23 protein-coding genes are annotated in these 14,131 nt (G+C 58.8%); 15 read left to right on the top strand and 8 right to left on the bottom strand.

What is annotated here, in order from left to right; genetic code table 11:
* Positions 1-2: 2 nt before the first annotated feature.
* From PVV74_RS17250 to PVV74_RS17225, 6 genes are all read right to left on the bottom strand, one after another.
* The gene (locus tag PVV74_RS17250; protein WP_274594079.1) at positions 3-218 is read right to left on the bottom strand and encodes a DUF6511 domain-containing protein; all 216 of its coding nucleotides are present in this window, start codon (positions 216-218) and stop codon (positions 3-5) included.
* Between the two features lie 355 nt (positions 219-573).
* Positions 574-1,179, bottom strand: coding sequence for a hypothetical protein (locus tag PVV74_RS17245; protein ID WP_274594078.1), 606 nt, complete (start codon positions 1,177-1,179; stop codon positions 574-576).
* Positions 1,180-1,190: 11 nt separating this feature from the next.
* Positions 1,191-1,454, bottom strand: coding sequence for a hypothetical protein (locus tag PVV74_RS17240; protein WP_274594077.1), 264 nt, complete (start codon positions 1,452-1,454; stop codon positions 1,191-1,193).
* 5 nt (positions 1,455-1,459) lie between these two features.
* Positions 1,460-2,299, bottom strand: a complete 840-nt coding sequence (locus tag PVV74_RS17235) for an ATP-binding protein (protein WP_274594076.1) — start codon at positions 2,297-2,299, stop codon at positions 1,460-1,462.
* 105 nt (positions 2,300-2,404) lie between these two features.
* The gene (locus PVV74_RS17230) at positions 2,405-2,812 is read right to left on the bottom strand and encodes a putative PDDEXK endonuclease (RefSeq protein ID WP_274594075.1); all 408 of its coding nucleotides are present in this window, start codon (positions 2,810-2,812) and stop codon (positions 2,405-2,407) included.
* 103 nt (positions 2,813-2,915) lie between these two features.
* Positions 2,916-3,377 carry a hypothetical protein gene (locus PVV74_RS17225; RefSeq protein WP_274594074.1) on the bottom strand — a complete coding sequence of 154 codons (462 nt, stop codon included), beginning with the start codon at positions 3,375-3,377 and terminating at the stop codon, positions 2,916-2,918.
* A 280-nt stretch (positions 3,378-3,657) separates the two neighbouring features.
* Between PVV74_RS17225 and PVV74_RS17220 the strand changes: the two genes are divergently transcribed.
* The 15 genes from PVV74_RS17220 (at position 3,658) to PVV74_RS17150 (ending at position 11,912) form a co-directional block, all read left to right on the top strand.
* Entirely contained in the window at positions 3,658-4,068 is a 411-nt protein-coding gene (locus PVV74_RS17220) for a helix-turn-helix domain-containing protein (RefSeq protein ID WP_274594073.1), read from the top strand.
* A gap of 191 nt (positions 4,069-4,259) precedes the next feature.
* Positions 4,260-5,390 (top strand): DUF7666 domain-containing protein, encoded by a 1,131-nt coding sequence (locus PVV74_RS17215; RefSeq protein WP_274594072.1) that lies wholly within the window; start codon positions 4,260-4,262, stop codon positions 5,388-5,390.
* Between the two features lie 151 nt (positions 5,391-5,541).
* Positions 5,542-6,090 carry a hypothetical protein gene (locus PVV74_RS17210; protein ID WP_274594071.1) on the top strand — a complete coding sequence of 183 codons (549 nt, stop codon included), beginning with the start codon at positions 5,542-5,544 and terminating at the stop codon, positions 6,088-6,090.
* Complete coding sequence (locus tag PVV74_RS17205) at positions 6,087-6,437, top strand: hypothetical protein (protein ID WP_274594070.1); 351 nt, start codon at positions 6,087-6,089, stop codon at positions 6,435-6,437. The genes PVV74_RS17210 and PVV74_RS17205 overlap by 4 nt, the downstream gene beginning before the upstream one ends.
* A 198-nt stretch (positions 6,438-6,635) precedes the next feature.
* Entirely contained in the window at positions 6,636-7,187 is a 552-nt protein-coding gene (locus PVV74_RS17200) for an HNH endonuclease signature motif containing protein (protein WP_274594069.1), read from the top strand.
* 83 nt (positions 7,188-7,270) lie between these two features.
* Complete coding sequence (locus PVV74_RS17195; RefSeq protein ID WP_274594068.1) at positions 7,271-7,477, top strand: hypothetical protein; 207 nt, start codon at positions 7,271-7,273, stop codon at positions 7,475-7,477.
* Positions 7,474-7,665 (top strand): hypothetical protein, encoded by a 192-nt coding sequence (locus PVV74_RS17190; protein WP_274594067.1) that lies wholly within the window; start codon positions 7,474-7,476, stop codon positions 7,663-7,665. Before PVV74_RS17195 ends, PVV74_RS17190 begins: the two co-directional genes overlap by 4 nt.
* Before the next feature lie 124 nt (positions 7,666-7,789).
* Positions 7,790-8,233, top strand: coding sequence for a hypothetical protein (locus PVV74_RS17185; RefSeq protein ID WP_274594066.1), 444 nt, complete (start codon positions 7,790-7,792; stop codon positions 8,231-8,233).
* Positions 8,230-8,367, top strand: coding sequence for a hypothetical protein (locus tag PVV74_RS17180; protein WP_274594065.1), 138 nt, complete (start codon positions 8,230-8,232; stop codon positions 8,365-8,367). The genes PVV74_RS17185 and PVV74_RS17180 overlap by 4 nt, the downstream gene beginning before the upstream one ends.
* A 242-nt stretch (positions 8,368-8,609) precedes the next feature.
* Positions 8,610-9,143 carry a hypothetical protein gene (locus PVV74_RS17175; protein WP_274594064.1) on the top strand — a complete coding sequence of 178 codons (534 nt, stop codon included), beginning with the start codon at positions 8,610-8,612 and terminating at the stop codon, positions 9,141-9,143.
* Positions 9,133-9,378: a hypothetical protein gene (locus PVV74_RS17170; protein WP_274594063.1), complete on the top strand. Its 246-nt coding sequence runs from the start codon at positions 9,133-9,135 to the stop codon at positions 9,376-9,378. The genes PVV74_RS17175 and PVV74_RS17170 overlap by 11 nt, the downstream gene beginning before the upstream one ends.
* Positions 9,379-9,488: 110 nt before the next feature.
* On the top strand, positions 9,489-9,917 hold the full coding sequence (locus tag PVV74_RS17165) for a hypothetical protein (RefSeq protein ID WP_274594062.1): 429 nt from the start codon (positions 9,489-9,491) through the stop codon (positions 9,915-9,917).
* 213 nt (positions 9,918-10,130) lie between these two features.
* Positions 10,131-10,616 (top strand): HNH endonuclease, encoded by a 486-nt coding sequence (locus tag PVV74_RS17160; RefSeq protein ID WP_274594061.1) that lies wholly within the window; start codon positions 10,131-10,133, stop codon positions 10,614-10,616.
* Positions 10,616-10,819: a helix-turn-helix domain-containing protein gene (locus tag PVV74_RS17155; protein WP_274594060.1), complete on the top strand. Its 204-nt coding sequence runs from the start codon at positions 10,616-10,618 to the stop codon at positions 10,817-10,819. The genes PVV74_RS17160 and PVV74_RS17155 overlap by 1 nt, the downstream gene beginning before the upstream one ends.
* On the top strand, positions 10,809-11,912 hold the full coding sequence (locus tag PVV74_RS17150) for a tyrosine-type recombinase/integrase (protein WP_274594059.1): 1,104 nt from the start codon (positions 10,809-10,811) through the stop codon (positions 11,910-11,912). The genes PVV74_RS17155 and PVV74_RS17150 overlap by 11 nt, the downstream gene beginning before the upstream one ends.
* A gap of 427 nt (positions 11,913-12,339) precedes the next feature.
* On the opposite strand, the gene PVV74_RS17145 is transcribed toward PVV74_RS17150, so the two are convergent.
* Together PVV74_RS17145 and PVV74_RS17140 are read right to left on the bottom strand one after the other, a co-directional pair.
* Positions 12,340-13,242 (bottom strand): helix-turn-helix transcriptional regulator, encoded by a 903-nt coding sequence (locus tag PVV74_RS17145; RefSeq protein WP_103761060.1) that lies wholly within the window; start codon positions 13,240-13,242, stop codon positions 12,340-12,342.
* A 55-nt stretch (positions 13,243-13,297) separates the two neighbouring features.
* Positions 13,298-14,116, bottom strand: a complete 819-nt coding sequence (locus PVV74_RS17140) for a substrate-binding domain-containing protein (protein ID WP_425061850.1) — start codon at positions 14,114-14,116, stop codon at positions 13,298-13,300.
* Positions 14,117-14,131: the final 15 nt, after the last annotated feature.

The following is a 14,131-nucleotide window of genomic DNA, read 5'->3' as shown; positions in this document are numbered from 1 at the left end:
CCTCAAAACGAAATTTCGTCGTCAAACGAATTTTGCATCTGGGAGCGTAGGCCTTTCTGCACACCCTCATGCGCGGCCCGGATCAATCCGCAGATGTCATCCTTGCTGAAGGTGTCGAAGGCTTCGACCTTGCCAATAGATTGCAGGTATTCCGCAACCGGCGCTCGGGCGTCCAGGATGGCCTGTATTTTTTCTTCTGTCGTCGGTTTGGTAATCATGCTCTTTTCCCCTTTCGACGGGTAACAGCCACAAGCGGTGTGCGGGTCATCTGGAAGGCCAAGCCAAGGCTCGGCCCCCAGATTGGAGCCACACACTATGCACCGAAAGTCAGGTCGCTTTCTCTTGTGTCCGATGTGCATCCGTTGATGGCCCTTTGCAGAACCCACCCCGTAAGGCAGGCTACGGCGAGTTTGCGCAGATCCGCTCTGTTCAAAGAGCCAAGAGGGCGCGTATGGTCCCAATTGCTCAATGGTCCCTCGATCATGGTTTGGACGGCCTTATCGAGGGCGAGAGCGTCTGCCTGATCGGCAGCGGAAGGGGGTGCGCTTTGCGCCCCCTTCTTGCTTTTGCGGCCTACTGCGCCCATGCTGGCGTTCCGCCACTGGTCGCACCGCTGCTCGATGGCGGGGGAGCGCTATTCGCTGCGCTGTTGCCCCCGCTCGGCTCCTGTCCGCTCATCAAGGCTGTGTAATCCTTGTGCGTGACCGGAATGACGGTGTTGATCTTGTTTTTGTCACCGTATTCAGAGCCGGGTTCCGCCTTTTCAACGTCGATTTGCGCCACGAATTCCAACCCATCCAGATCGGCAAGGCCGTTGATCTGACGGGCCTTCATGGCCTGTTCGCTTGTGTCCTGGGGGCGAATGCCGCGTGCGCTTTCCAGTGCGGCGCGGATGAAGCTGCGCCCCATCTGCTCCCACTTCGGCCCCTTGGGTGAGTGCAGGCCCACAAGCGACCAAACCTTGCGCTTGTTGTACTTGCCGCCCATCACGGTGAATTCGCAATCGAGGTAAACCGCGCCGGAACCATCGTTCCGCGTGGCCATGCCACCGGTCCAGCCTTTGGCTTCGTCGTTGTGGCTACCGGCCCGGATCTTCATATGAACCTTGGCCAGTGTCTTGTGCGGGATTACATCGCCGCCCGTTTGCTCGTCTGCATCGTTAAAGTTCATCCACGACATGAGTTTGCTCCTTATGCTGCGTCGGGGTTTTCGAGTTCTTCGACATTGATCACGGTGCTTTCACCGGCCACATCGAAGTCGGAAAGGTCGCCGTGCTTCTCTTCGGCGGCCTTGCGGTCAAAGCGCTTGGTGGCCCTGTTGCCGATGCTGACAACGGCAAAGTCGCCAGCCTCATCGAGATCACCGGCTTTGAAGCCGTTTTTCAGTTCCTCTTCTCGCGCCTTCAGTTCCTTGATTTTCTGGCGCACGAACAGAAGTTCATCGGCGGGCTTCATATTGCTCATGCCGCGTCCTCCTGTTTTTCAGGAATGTCCGTCTGCATGGCGTCATGGCGCTGGCCGTTCTTGATCTTGTCGAACAGTTCGCCAAGGTGCGGCTTTTCGATCTGATCCAGCCGTCCACTCCGATCCTTGGCGGGGTAGCCCCACGGGTTCGGAGATGTGCAGACAAGCCCGCGAAACTTCGCTCCGTCCTCGGCCTGGATTTCCTGGTACGTGATGACCTGGTCCACGATGCCGGGCAGTTCCCGGCCAACCTTGGAGCCTTCGATTTGCGGCACCCAATTGGAACGCCCGTAATCGTCCTCTTTCTGGTCGAGAATGCCGACAAAGATCACGTTACGGTCGCGGGCGTGTTGCAGGCAGGACAGCCAAGCCAGCATTTCACGGCCATGCAACCCATATGCGCCGCGCGTGTCGGGCTTACCGCTGCGCTCGCTGAACGCCTCGGGTTGGCCTTGCGCCCACTGGAAGCACAGCCGACCGGCCACGGTGATCGAGTCGATGAAAATCGTTTCGTATCCGGCAAATTGCTCGGCCTCGCCATTGGCGTTGATATGGTTGAAGTGCGCTTGGCTGTAAGGTTGTTCATCGCGCAGCGCCGGATTCGGGCCGCTGATCAGAGCCGCAAGTGTGCGGCAGTCGTCCCATGTACGCGGGCGCACCGCGTCACCGGGCCAGCCTTCAACGGCCAAATCACCGGCCTCCAAGTCGAAGAACAGGGTTTTGTCGGCGTCGAGCGACTTCAAGAGCGTCGTCTTGCCGATGCCAGACGGGCCGAAAAGCGCAGCCTTGATGCCGCCCCTCTCTTTCATCCGGTCACTTGCTTTAATGATTTGCATATTTTGCTCCTATGCTGCTTGTGCTCATTCGCTGCGCTTCGGATGAAGCCGGGGTGCAGCGGGTAGAGCGACCCATCGCGCAAAGCGCGATACCCCGGCTTCTATTCATGCCATCCCCTCACGGATCAGGTACGCGAACCCCTCAAGGTCCATGTCGATCATGTGCTGATCTTCTGCCGACCAGTTGCGGCGGCTGATGCATTCCATTGCGGCGCGAAGCTGAACGCGCACACGGATGGGTTGGCGGTCAAAGCGATAAATAACGGCAGCTCGTTTGTTCACGGCCAGTGCAGCTTTGTAGGCTTGCGACCACCATGCGGATTGAAAGCCGCCGTTGGCGTACCTTTTGCACTCGCACACAAAGGGGAACGCCGGATCGTCGCAGATCAGGTCGCCAAGGTCGCTTGCGCGGTATTGATCCAGGTCACGCTTCAGGCTGATGCCGGTCAGCAGGAACAGTTCCTTTGCGACCTCACGCTCAAACGCAGCGCCTTTGTTGCGGGAATTGGTCATGCCGCCCCCACGTCAGAAAAGCCCGCCAGCCCGAAGGCCAGCGGTAGTTGAGACAGGGAGTAGAACCCGGTATGACCCGACCGGGGCGGGGTTCTTTGAGTGCTCATTGTGCGGCCTCCGGCTGAGAAAGTGCTTCAACAACGGGCTGCCACATAAAAGGTACGTGACCTCTGTGCTTCCACATATAGACAGCGGCGCGGTCCAGCGTACGCTTGGAGCCGTTAAGCTTCTTGGGGGCCAACTCATGCGCAGACGCAGCTTCGGCAAAAGCCTCGACCGTTCCGAACCGGCCTATAAGACCTTCGGGGAAGCTATGACGCTCCTTGGGCGAGTTTTGTTGAAGCGCGATATTCATCGCCGGGGCCTCTTCCCGTATTGCTTCGCGCTCCGCCCTCTTTGCGTCTTGAAGTGTGTCGTGCCAATCTAAGGAAATATTGGCTACGCGGTAAAACCAGTCGGACGCGTTCTTGTGGCAGGCTATTCGTCTGCTGGGTGAGCTAGTGATACCCACGTAGAGCAACGTGCCTGCGGAGTCGTAGTGGCGGTAGAGGGCTGTTTTGGTCATTTCCCAACCCCACCTTGAACAGAAACCTTTGCGCCCCCATGTGAAATCTCGCATTCACTTTCAGGGCGGGCATTGTGTTCAGAAACCATTTCATCAAGTCGCGCGAGAACAGACTTAGCCGTTTCCGGCCAAACCCGTTTCCCCTCACAAAGACGCTTGTAGAATTGACCGCCCTGCCCCGCGCGTTCGCCTACGGTGCTAGGTGCCACCCCGAGGATACCGGCAGCCGCCTCAATCCTGGTTTTCAATTGATCGACATTGCTCATAGGGGGATTGTAGTGTGATTTATCACACGGCGCAACGAGAAACTTCACATTCGCAACCCGGCGCGGTCTGCGGTAAATTTCTCACTATGGACGATCAAGCCAGCGAAACATTTATTCGGAAGGTCATAGCCGCAGTCGATGCGGACCCTGACCTTAATGACACGAAGCTTTCTTTAAAGGCTGGCGTGAACCGCCGTATGGTAACGGACTTCCGTGAAGGACGCGTCAAAAGCCCCAAACTTTCTAGCGTCTTCAAGATAGCTAGGGCTTTGGATCGCGACCCTGGCGAGATGATGGGCCTCGGCCCGCGTCCAAAGATTCGCTCTGATCTGTCCGCATTTCTGTCTCAATACGACGAAGATGGGCAAGAGCGGCTTCTATCCGCAATGAAGGCTTTTCCGCCTGCGCCAGCCGAAGAGCAATAAGCCCGGCCACTTCCTGAAACTGTGTTAAATTTCTCATTACCTTCTCCCTAAAAGGGAATGGTAGCCGGGCATGTCGAATCTTCAAAATGAGATTTTTCACACATTTTATCTTGACGGTGTGATTTTTCACATTTACCTTACTCCCAAGCCCAGACCCGAAGCGGATCTGGATCAACACTTGGGAGACTGACATGAGCGTCACAGCATACAAAGCCTTCAACAGCGACTGGACCTGCCGAGACTTTCAATACGAAGTCGGCAAGACCTACACCCATGAAGGCAAAATAGAGATTTGCGGTTCCGGCTTTCACGCCTGCCTACATCCTCTGGATGTGTTGAATTACTACCCCGCAGCCGAGTCCAAGTTCGCGCTTGTCGAATTCCCCGAGGTTCAGGACGAACATGACGGCGACACCAAGGTTTGCGGCGCTGAAATCACGATCAAAGCGGAACTGCACATTTCCGAGATGGTCGAAGCGGCTGTAAAGCACGTATTTGACGCGGCGAAATGGCTCAAAAAATCTACGGCCACCAAGGAACGTGAGGCCGCTAAAGCAACCGGCGACAGAGGCGCGGCCAGTGCAACCGGCGACAGAGGCGCGGCCAGTGCAACCGGCGACAGAGGCGCGGCCAGTGCAACCGGCTACAGAGGCGCGGCCAGTGCAACCGGCGACAGAGGCGCGGCCAGTGCAACCGGCATCGGAGGCGCGGCCAGTGCAACCGGCATCAGAGGCGCGGCCAGTGCAACCGGCATCGGAGGCGCGGCCAGTGCAACCGGCGACAGAGGCGCGGCCAGTGCAACCGGCGACAGAGGCGCGGCCAGTGCAACCGGCTACAGAGGCGCGGCCAGTGCAACCGGCGACAGAGGCGCGGCCAGTGCAACCGGCGACAGAGGCGCGGCCAGTGCAACCGGCTACAGAGGCGCGGCCAGTGCAACCGGCGACAGAGGCGCGGCCAGTGCAACCGGCTACAGAGGCGCGGCCAGTGCAACCGGCGACAGCGGCGCGGCCAGTGCAACCGGCGACAGAGGCGCGGCCAGTGCAACCGGCGACAGAGGCGCGGCCAGTGCAACCGGCGACAGCGGCGCGGCCAGTGCAACCGGCGACAGAGGCGCGGCCAGTGCAACCGGCATCAGCGGCGCGGCTATGGCTTCTGGATATGCTGGAAAGGTCATGGGCCGCGAGGGGTGCGCACTGTTCCTTTGCGAACGCAATATTGAGACCGATGAAATTCTGCGCGTATGGGCCGGTATTGCCGGTCAAGGCGGGATTGAGCCTGACACTTGGTACACCTTGAAAGATGGGGGGCCGGTTAAATGCTGAATCTTGATCAAATGACCGGCGAGCAGCGCGTGCGCCACACCCTTGCAGCGGCTGACTTCCTGAGTACCCGTCGCGGATTGGTCTGCACCGCTGACCTCGCCAGATACCTCCCACCCTCAAACGCGCCGGTAACGCTGGCGAAGGAGGAACAATGAAAATCGTTGAAGGACGCTATTACCGCACCCGTGATGGGCGGAAGGTTGGGCCGATGGAGCCTGACCACAACGCGATTTTCCTTGTTTGGGATTGCCCAAACACAGGAGAAAGCTTCCATAAAGACGGGAGTTATAATGGCTCTGGAAGGGAAAGCCCTGACGACCTCATCGCCGAATGGTCCGACGACCCCCACACCTTCACCCACTCAGACGGACGCACCGTTGACCTGACAGCTATCACCACGCCGTTTGGACTGCTGGACGAGGAAACGCAAGCCGCGCTCAAAGAGCATGGTGGGCCGTATGAGTTTTTTCACGGAGACGCTTGTTGGTTGTCCGTAGCTGGTAGCCCGCTTTGGGTAGGGGCGACAACCTACCGCGCAAAGCCCGCTCCGAAGGTGGAGACGGTGACGGTTGAGCGTTTCTACAATCGCCGCAGCAATCAGGTCATCAACGACCGGAAGCCAGGGGCAGTCCTGGGCACCCTCACCACCACCCTGCAAGATGGCAAACCCGTGAAAGCCGTGTGGGAGGCTGACCAATGAAAACCGCACCCTTCTACATGACCATATGCGAGTTCCCAGATGGCGAAACCATCGCCAGCGAAACATGCCTGCCCAGCACGATTGACGACGCAGCAGATGCCTACGCGGAACACATGTCAAAGTTCGGCGGTGACGCCACCGTGTTCCGCATAGACCCGCCCAACCAGTTCATGGCCGGGGCTGCAACTGACGTGACAGAGGACGTTCTGGATCGCCTGCGTCGGCGCGATAGGTTTGGCGATTGGCCTGAGTGGCTTTCACCCTACAGCCCCGAGGAAATCGAGCGTGATCGGCAGATTGAACGCCGCACCGTAAGGGCAGAGCAAGCGCGTCTGAGGGTGGTGTGATGAGTGACGTCATCGCCGTTTTCCTGTGCCTTCTTCTGATCGGCTACATACTCGTCGCCGTTGGGGTTGGCCTCACTTGGCCTTTCTGGGTGTTTCTCCAATGATCCGTGAATACCTCGCATCAATCATTGGCCTGGCGTGCATTTTCGGAAGCACATGGCTGGGGCTTGTCTACGTATATGCGGCTGGAGGTTTCTGATGACTGACCTGACGCCAGATATTCTCCGCAAGTTTCTGCGCTACGAACCGGACACCGGAAAGCTGTTCTGGCGTGAGCGGACGCCCGAGGATTTCACTGACGGCAAGCAATCTAAGGAAAGCAAATGCGCATCTTGGAATTCTCAGCATTCGGGCAAAGAGGCGTTTCTCAATATGAAAAAAGATGGCCACTTGAACGGAAACGTAAGAAGACGCTCCCTCCAAGCACATCGCGTTGCCTGGGCAATTTATTACGGCAGGTGGCCGAAGCATCATATCGACCACATCAACGGCGATCCAGCAGACAACCGCATCAAAAACCTGAGAGACGTTAGCTCAACTCAAAACATGCGAAATTGCCGCCGGTTCTCTCATAATTCCAGCGGTTACAACGGCGTTCGCTGGCACAAAAGAGGTAAAAAGTGGATAGCGGAAGGCTGCTTAAACGGCCGCAAAAAACACCTCGGATCATTTGACGATATCGAGGATGCCGTCGCCGCCCGCGCCGATTTCAATAAGAACAACGGATTCACAAAAAGACATGGAACCTAATTCTGCGCGCCCTCCCCGCGCGGACAGCGCCGGGGCCAGCCCTCTCCCTGCGGTCCCGGTGCACATTAACGAAAGGACATGAGATGAAAGTTACTGCACACGATTGCAACAAGGCGTTTGACGATGCGGAGCGCGAATTTGGCGACCGATCAACTGAGTTCTTGGCGCAAATCGCTGGGGACCGGCTTGGAGTAGAAGCGCATGAAATTCTGGATGGGATTGCCTCTCTATCAACTGAGTGTGGCGGCACAATTCCCTTTGGCTACTCCGACGACAAGGCATCGGTATGACTCCCGACATGGTGACAGATTCACTCGCCAGAGCGCAGGACATTCTCAAGAAATTTGAAGATGCCTGCAACAAGGTGCTGCCGCTTATCGAGGCGGCGGGTCGAGAGGAAGTAACTGACACGAGGGACTGGGATGAAGCTGAGGCGATGATCCGAAGTGCTCTCGCATTCCGAAAGGACAGGAAATGACCCACCCCACCGACCAACAGACAGTCGAAAAAGCCGCCAGCGCCGCAAAGCTGGTGCTCGTAGCAGTAGCGTTCCTGGGGGCCGGTTTGGGCATTGCAGGATTGGCGGGATAGGAGAGCGAAGGATGGAACGCAACAAACTCACGGAAATGCAAGAGGCTTGGTTCAGGGCGCTGGAAGGCGGCAGGCACAAGCAAGTTACCTTAAACCTCTGCGCTTACGGGGGCATGTGTTGCTTGGGTGTGGCGACCTATGTCGTTAACCCCAAACACTACGCGCTCTCTCAAAATGGGTGGGGTCGAAAGGATTATCTAGATGATTACGATTTCGATGAACTCGAAGAAATGGGCGGCGACGGAGCTACAGCACCGCCCGAGACCGTCGAGGCCCTAAACCTAAGCAGTACAATGGGGGACTTCCGCTTTGGGTTCTCCATTGATGGCAAGCACAGTAGCCTCGTCCACCTGAACGACAACGCGCACATGTCGTTCCCCGGAATCGCTGCGTTCATTCGCGAGAAGCCGTGGCTGGTCTTTACCAACTTTGACCCGCCGGAGCCAGCACAATGACCCGCCTCGACCCCGAACTGGAACACGCGGAGCACTTCAACGAACCACAGGGCTTTGTCCTTGGCTACTCGCTGGGGGTCGTGGTGCTGCTGGGGTTCTGTGTGGTGCTGGCTTGGCTGTTGGGGGCGATATGATCACCCGCGCCTTTCATCAATTTCCCCCGCAGTCAGTGGACGTGGCGCACCCATACACCTGCGGTCACAGCAAAGGAACTTATGGAGAACAGCATGGCCGGTCGTGTTGGGAAAGCGGGCCGGTCAGATTATGGAGATGAGCATGAAAGAAAACGACTTTCAGAGATTGAACCGAGAATATCCATACTGCCCGTTTTGTCGAGTGGTCCGTGGGTATTGCGGGTGCAAGAAGGACCAAACCCATGACCACTGAAGCACCGGAACGGATATGGGCGCAGGACGCAGAGCCAAGCGAGTGTGACTATACTGGCGGCGGTTGGTGGGATGACGAGTGCGGGAGCACACAGCATTCGCATACGATTGAGTACGTCCGCGCCGACCTCGCCACCCGCCAGCAGGCCGAGGCCGTGGGGGCAGCGTATGAGGCGGCGGCAGGCGCTCGCGGAATGTGGTTTGGCTTTAATTCTGAAGGCGAGCCAGATGGAAGCTACTGCACCGTCAAAGCGCATGATCCCGGAGGAATGAAGCTATACGTCTCGCACGAAGCTATCCGCGCCCTCACCCCCTCCGACGCTACCACCGCGCTGGACCGTGTGAAGCGGGAGGTCTGGGATGCGGCGATAGAGGCGGCAGCGAACGCGGTTTCAATGTCTGCATGGACACATGGGGGCCACGATACCTTTAGCCAGTCGATGGATAACGTGGCGCGTCACCAAAACGAAGAATCGTACAAAGCCGTTTTGGCCTTAAAGAAAGGACCGACCAATGCCGATTGATGACGAAGTGCCTGAACTCCCCGATGAAATCATGGTCTGGCACCACCGGCCTGAACTGTGGTGGCTCGGAAGCTGGGCAACGACACGCTACCCAGAGGAAGCCGTTTCTTACGTTCCGAAGGCTGATTTTGAGCGCATGAAACACGCCGCCGAGCTTGGTTTAGAAGTGGCGCGAGCAAACGGCCTGAACATCACAGCGGAGACAATCCGTGAGGCACTGAATGCGGCTGACTGAAACGCAAAAGGCAATTCTTGAAACTATCCGCCGTGAACAAAGGCAGGCCGGGAAATGCCCGTGCCGTGGCTCTAACGACATGTGCGGATGCCAGAACAGAGGAACCCCCGATGCCCCCTAACACCACGGACAAGCGACTGACTGAGCCGGAGCATGTGGAGCGCATCCGCAAGTATGTCGAATGGCCATACACGACGCGCGACATCATTGTTTTGGACAGCGACCTTGTACGGATAACCGCTGGCGACTTGGCTGACCTTCTGGCTGAGCGGGACGCCCTATCCGCAAAACTGCAAGAGCCGGTGGAGGTGAAGCCGTTGGAGTGGGAGAGCGGGGATGATGTTCGCGGCATTATCCACCATCGCGCAAAGACACCAATTGGGATCATGGTCTACGACTGGCGGAATGCTCACGCTTGGAAGCGCAACTATGTGGAGTTTAATGGCGACGAGTACGACAGCCTTGAAGCCGCCAAAGCCGCCGCCCAAGCCCACCACGACGCCCGCGTCCGCGCGATGCTGGCTGACCGGGGGGAGTGAGGGATGCGGGAGTTCTTTTCAGCGGGCGCTGGCGGTCTTTGTTTCGGGCTTTTGCTCGGCATCTTGACAACCTACGGGCTTGGACATTGGGAGCAGGCCAAAGAATGGCGCAAGGAAACCGTAGAGCGCGGGCTTGCCCACTACTGCTCAGATACGGGCGCTTGGGCATGGAAGGGTGAATGCCATGACCAAAGTACAGCGGGGGACTAACCCATGCTCCTGGCCGTGAAAGACACGACTGCCGCCCGGATGCTGGATATGCCAGCGTCTGAGTTCCGGCGTCTTGTCGCGGCTGGGGTGCTGCCGAAGCCCTGCCAGATTGGCGACTTGGAGCGTTGGGAGTACGCCCACATCAAATGCATCGCTGTGGGGGCGGCTTCATTCGTTTCGGACTTTTTCGATACGGACGAGGAGTGGACATGGCGCGACCTGCTCGATGAATACGAGCGTATCCACGGTCTGACAGACAAGCCATCTCGGCATATCCCGATTGCAGTCCGCGCCGAGGTGTTCGCGCGTGATGGTGAAATGTGCGTTTACTGCGGATGCGAGGAAGGGCCGTTCCATCTCGATCACGTCATGCCACTGTCACGCGGCGGCGCGTCCGATGCTGACAACCTCGTGGTCGCCTGCAAGCCGTGCAATTACGACAAGCGCGCCCGCACTCCTGAAGAGTGGCGGGAGGCCAAGAAGAAATAATGGCAACCGCACGCGAATTTCCGCCCTTGCTGATGCCCGCCCCTGCGGCGGCGCATTATCTCGGCTTGTCGGAATCGACGTTGCGCACACTGGAATTGCCCCGCCGCGTGGTTGGGGCTAAGCGGCTCTATGACCGGCGAGACCTTGACCGCTGGGCGGATGGCCTGCCTTATGAGGGGGAGGCTCTGCAAGATGGCTGGTGATATGGCGCGTGTGAATTTCCCCGGATACTCCCCCGAACGCTTGCCGTCTGGCGCGATCCGTCACCGTGTCCGCGTCAAGGACTCCCCCAAGGTCAAGATCACCTTGCCGTGCGGACCGGATAACCCTGACTTCCAGACGGCGTATCTAGCCGCTCGGGCGGGAATCAAGCCCGACAAGACGCGCGTGGAGGTAGCCCCCCGCTCAGGCACCGTGGGATGGCTTGTAAACGCCTACATGGCCCATCTGGCCCGCATGGTCGATAGCGGGCAGGCAAGCCACCTGACACTCAAGCAGAGACGCGGCATGGCGCAACGCCTGTTAGACCGGCGCAGCACATCAGGCGGCTCCAAGGGCAAGGAATATCGGGGCCTGCCTATGGTCATTCCTGCTGCCGAACTGATGGCGATGCGTGATGATATGATGGCAACGCCAGGGGCCGCAAAGAACACGTTCAAGTTTCTGCGGGCAATGTATGCTTGGGCTGTGGACCGAGGCCATTGCTCGGTTAATCCAGCCGCTGCTATCAAGGTGGAATACACGTCAGCCGGTGGGGCGGTGCCGTGGTCGATTGATGACTTCGCGAAGTTCCGCAAAGCTCACCCACAAGGCACGATGGCACACTTGACGCTGACGCTCTTCGTGTTCACCGCGTGTCGGATTGAGGATGCGATTGCACTTGGACGCCGCCACGAAACGCGGAACGGCTCATGGCTGGCGTGGACACCCGGAAAGCGCGGTTCGCGTCCGGTAGACATCCCGATCCTGCCGCCGTTGGCCGAAGCGATCCGGTCGCAGAAGATCGTGGGCGATACCTACCTGCTAACTGAGGCGGGGAAGCCATTCGCAAGCCCCGAAGCGCTGCGGAACAGGCTGCGCAAGTGGTGCGCCACTGCCGGGCTGGAAAATCGCACGTCGCACGGCATACGGAAGGCAGCCGGTCACTTGCTCGCTCTACACGGGGCCACGCAGTACGAAATCATGTCTGTTCACGGTCACGCGAACGCAGCCACGTCGCAGATTTACACTCGCGATGTTGAGAGAACGCAGCTTGCAGAACGGGCCGTGGCGCGGCTATCGGGTGTGGAATGGTGATGCCTTTTGCCCCACGCCCAAATTCAAACTGCCCCACGGGCCACAATAATGCAGTTATATCAACAACATGCCCGGAAAGTACAAGTCCCTCCGGGCCTACCAATGATTTAAAAGGTTAGAGAAATTCAAGTTTTTTGAGGAAAAGGGTCATAGAACCCATCCGCGCCGCCTTGAGACCTGATTTCCGGAATGACTAGGTCGGCCAATCAAAAGCTCTACTGCCTGGCACGGTTCAAATACCGACTGTAAGGCGTCTGGTTTTCGAATTTTTCTCCCGGATCTCTTTTTGAATCCTCGAGGAAAAGCCGGTAGAGTGCGCCACTTTTTCGATTTGGCCCACGAACATGGCAGAGCCATAGCCAATAAGATGCTTCGGGTTGGCCCTCATTGTGTGCTGAGCCGACAGCGCGATTTCAACCGAAATACGCTACGCGTTCCATTGAACGGTACCAATCCTGTCGATGTCGTAGCCGCCATAGGCGTTCGCCCGCGTTCGGAAGGCATCCGTGGCACAGAAGTTCATAAGCGACTGGAAAGGCGGCTCGAACCACGCCCTGCGGTCGACAAGCAAGGCGAACTCTTCCTCGATGACGTGTACAAACTCCAGCCCGTAGCTCCGCGCGACCGCTTCTAGCCCGAAAGTCGTCTCGGCCGCGCCGCGCCGAACCGCCTCCACCGCTTCGTCTTCAGTCCGGGCGACGTCAGCGAGGTCGAGCGCCGCAAGATCCACACCCTCGCGCTCGGCCAGGTGTCGGAATAGCGTGTCGGTGCCCGACCCCGCCTGCCGCGGAACAAGCCGGACCCCGTCAAGATCGTGAAGTCCCGCCGGCACGCGCCCTCCGGGCCGGACGACGAGCCCGCGCCGACGTATCGCGAACCGGACGAGAACCGCGTTCTGGCGCGAGGCCGCCTTCGATACGGCAGGCACATTCCAGCGGTTGGTGTCAGCGTCAAGAATATGCAGGCCGGCTGCGATGCCCTCGCCGCTCGTGAAACGTTCGAGCCCGTCGTTCGAGCCGTCATGCAGCGTGGCCAGTCCGCATCCCGACTGGCGGATCGCCCAATCCAGCAAGGGATCGTGACTGCCAAGCATGATAGGCGTGCGCGATTTGGACGCGTCGCCTTGCGCGTCTCCGCCGCCACCGGACTGCGCCTTTTCGATCCATGTGCGGATCTCGTTTGCCGGAAACAGCAGCTTTCCCGTGGCGCGCGAACACGGCACGGCACCCGACGCGGCAAGGTCATAGACCTTGCGTTCCTTCAGGCGCAAGAGCTCGGCCAGTTCCTTGACAGTCAGGTATTCGTGGTCGGGAAGGTCGAGCTCGGTCATGGCGCCTGGATTTGTGTCTCGGGACGGCGGGTGCACCGCCGCCCCGACACGTCTATCAGTTTTTCGGTGCGTTGGGGAAGAACAGTTGCTGGTCGGCCACCTTGTAGGACCCGATTGCCTCCTGCCCCTCGTCCGAGACCAGCCAGTCGGCAAAGGTCTGTGCGGCGTCCACGTTCACGCTGGGGCATTTCTCGGGATTGACCGGGATCACGCCGTACTGGTTGAACATGTCCTCGTCGCCCTCGACCTGGATCGCGTAATCCTGTTTGTTGTCGAAGCTGATCCAGGTGGCGCGGTCGGTCATGACATAGGCGCCCATGCCGATGCCGGCGTTGAGCGTCGCGCCCATGCCCGAGCCCGTCTCGCGGTACCAGTCGCCGCTGGCCGCGGTCGGGTCGACGCCGGTGTCGGACCAGAGCGCCATTTCCTTCTTGTGCGTGCCGCTGTCGTCGCCGCGCGAGGCAAAGAGCGCGCCTTCTTCAGCAATTTTGGACATCGCGCCCTGCACGTCGTCCATGCCGCCCACGCCCGCCGGGTCCTCGCCCGGGCCGACGATGACGAAATCGTTATACATCAGGTCCGTGCGCGAGGTGCCGAAGCCGGCTTCGACGAATTTCTCCTCGGACGGCTTGGCATGCACCAAGAGCACGTCGCCATCACAATTCTCGGCATTCTTGATGGCTTGACCCGTTCCCACGGCGACGACGTTCACCTGGATGCCGGCCTTGTCCTGAAAGATCGGCAGCAGGTAGTCGTAAAGCCCTGAATTTGCCGTCGATGTGGTGGACTGTACGATGATCGACTGGTCCTGCGCCCAAGCTCCTCCGGCCATGAGCAGCGCGACAGTGGCCGCACCGAATGTGTTGAATTTCATGATGAATACTCCCTT

This window comes from Roseovarius sp. SK2, from assembly GCF_028807495.1.
Classification (GTDB): Bacteria; Pseudomonadota; Alphaproteobacteria; order Rhodobacterales; family Rhodobacteraceae; genus Roseovarius; species Roseovarius confluentis.
This window is presented reverse-complemented; position numbering and strand designations above follow the sequence as displayed.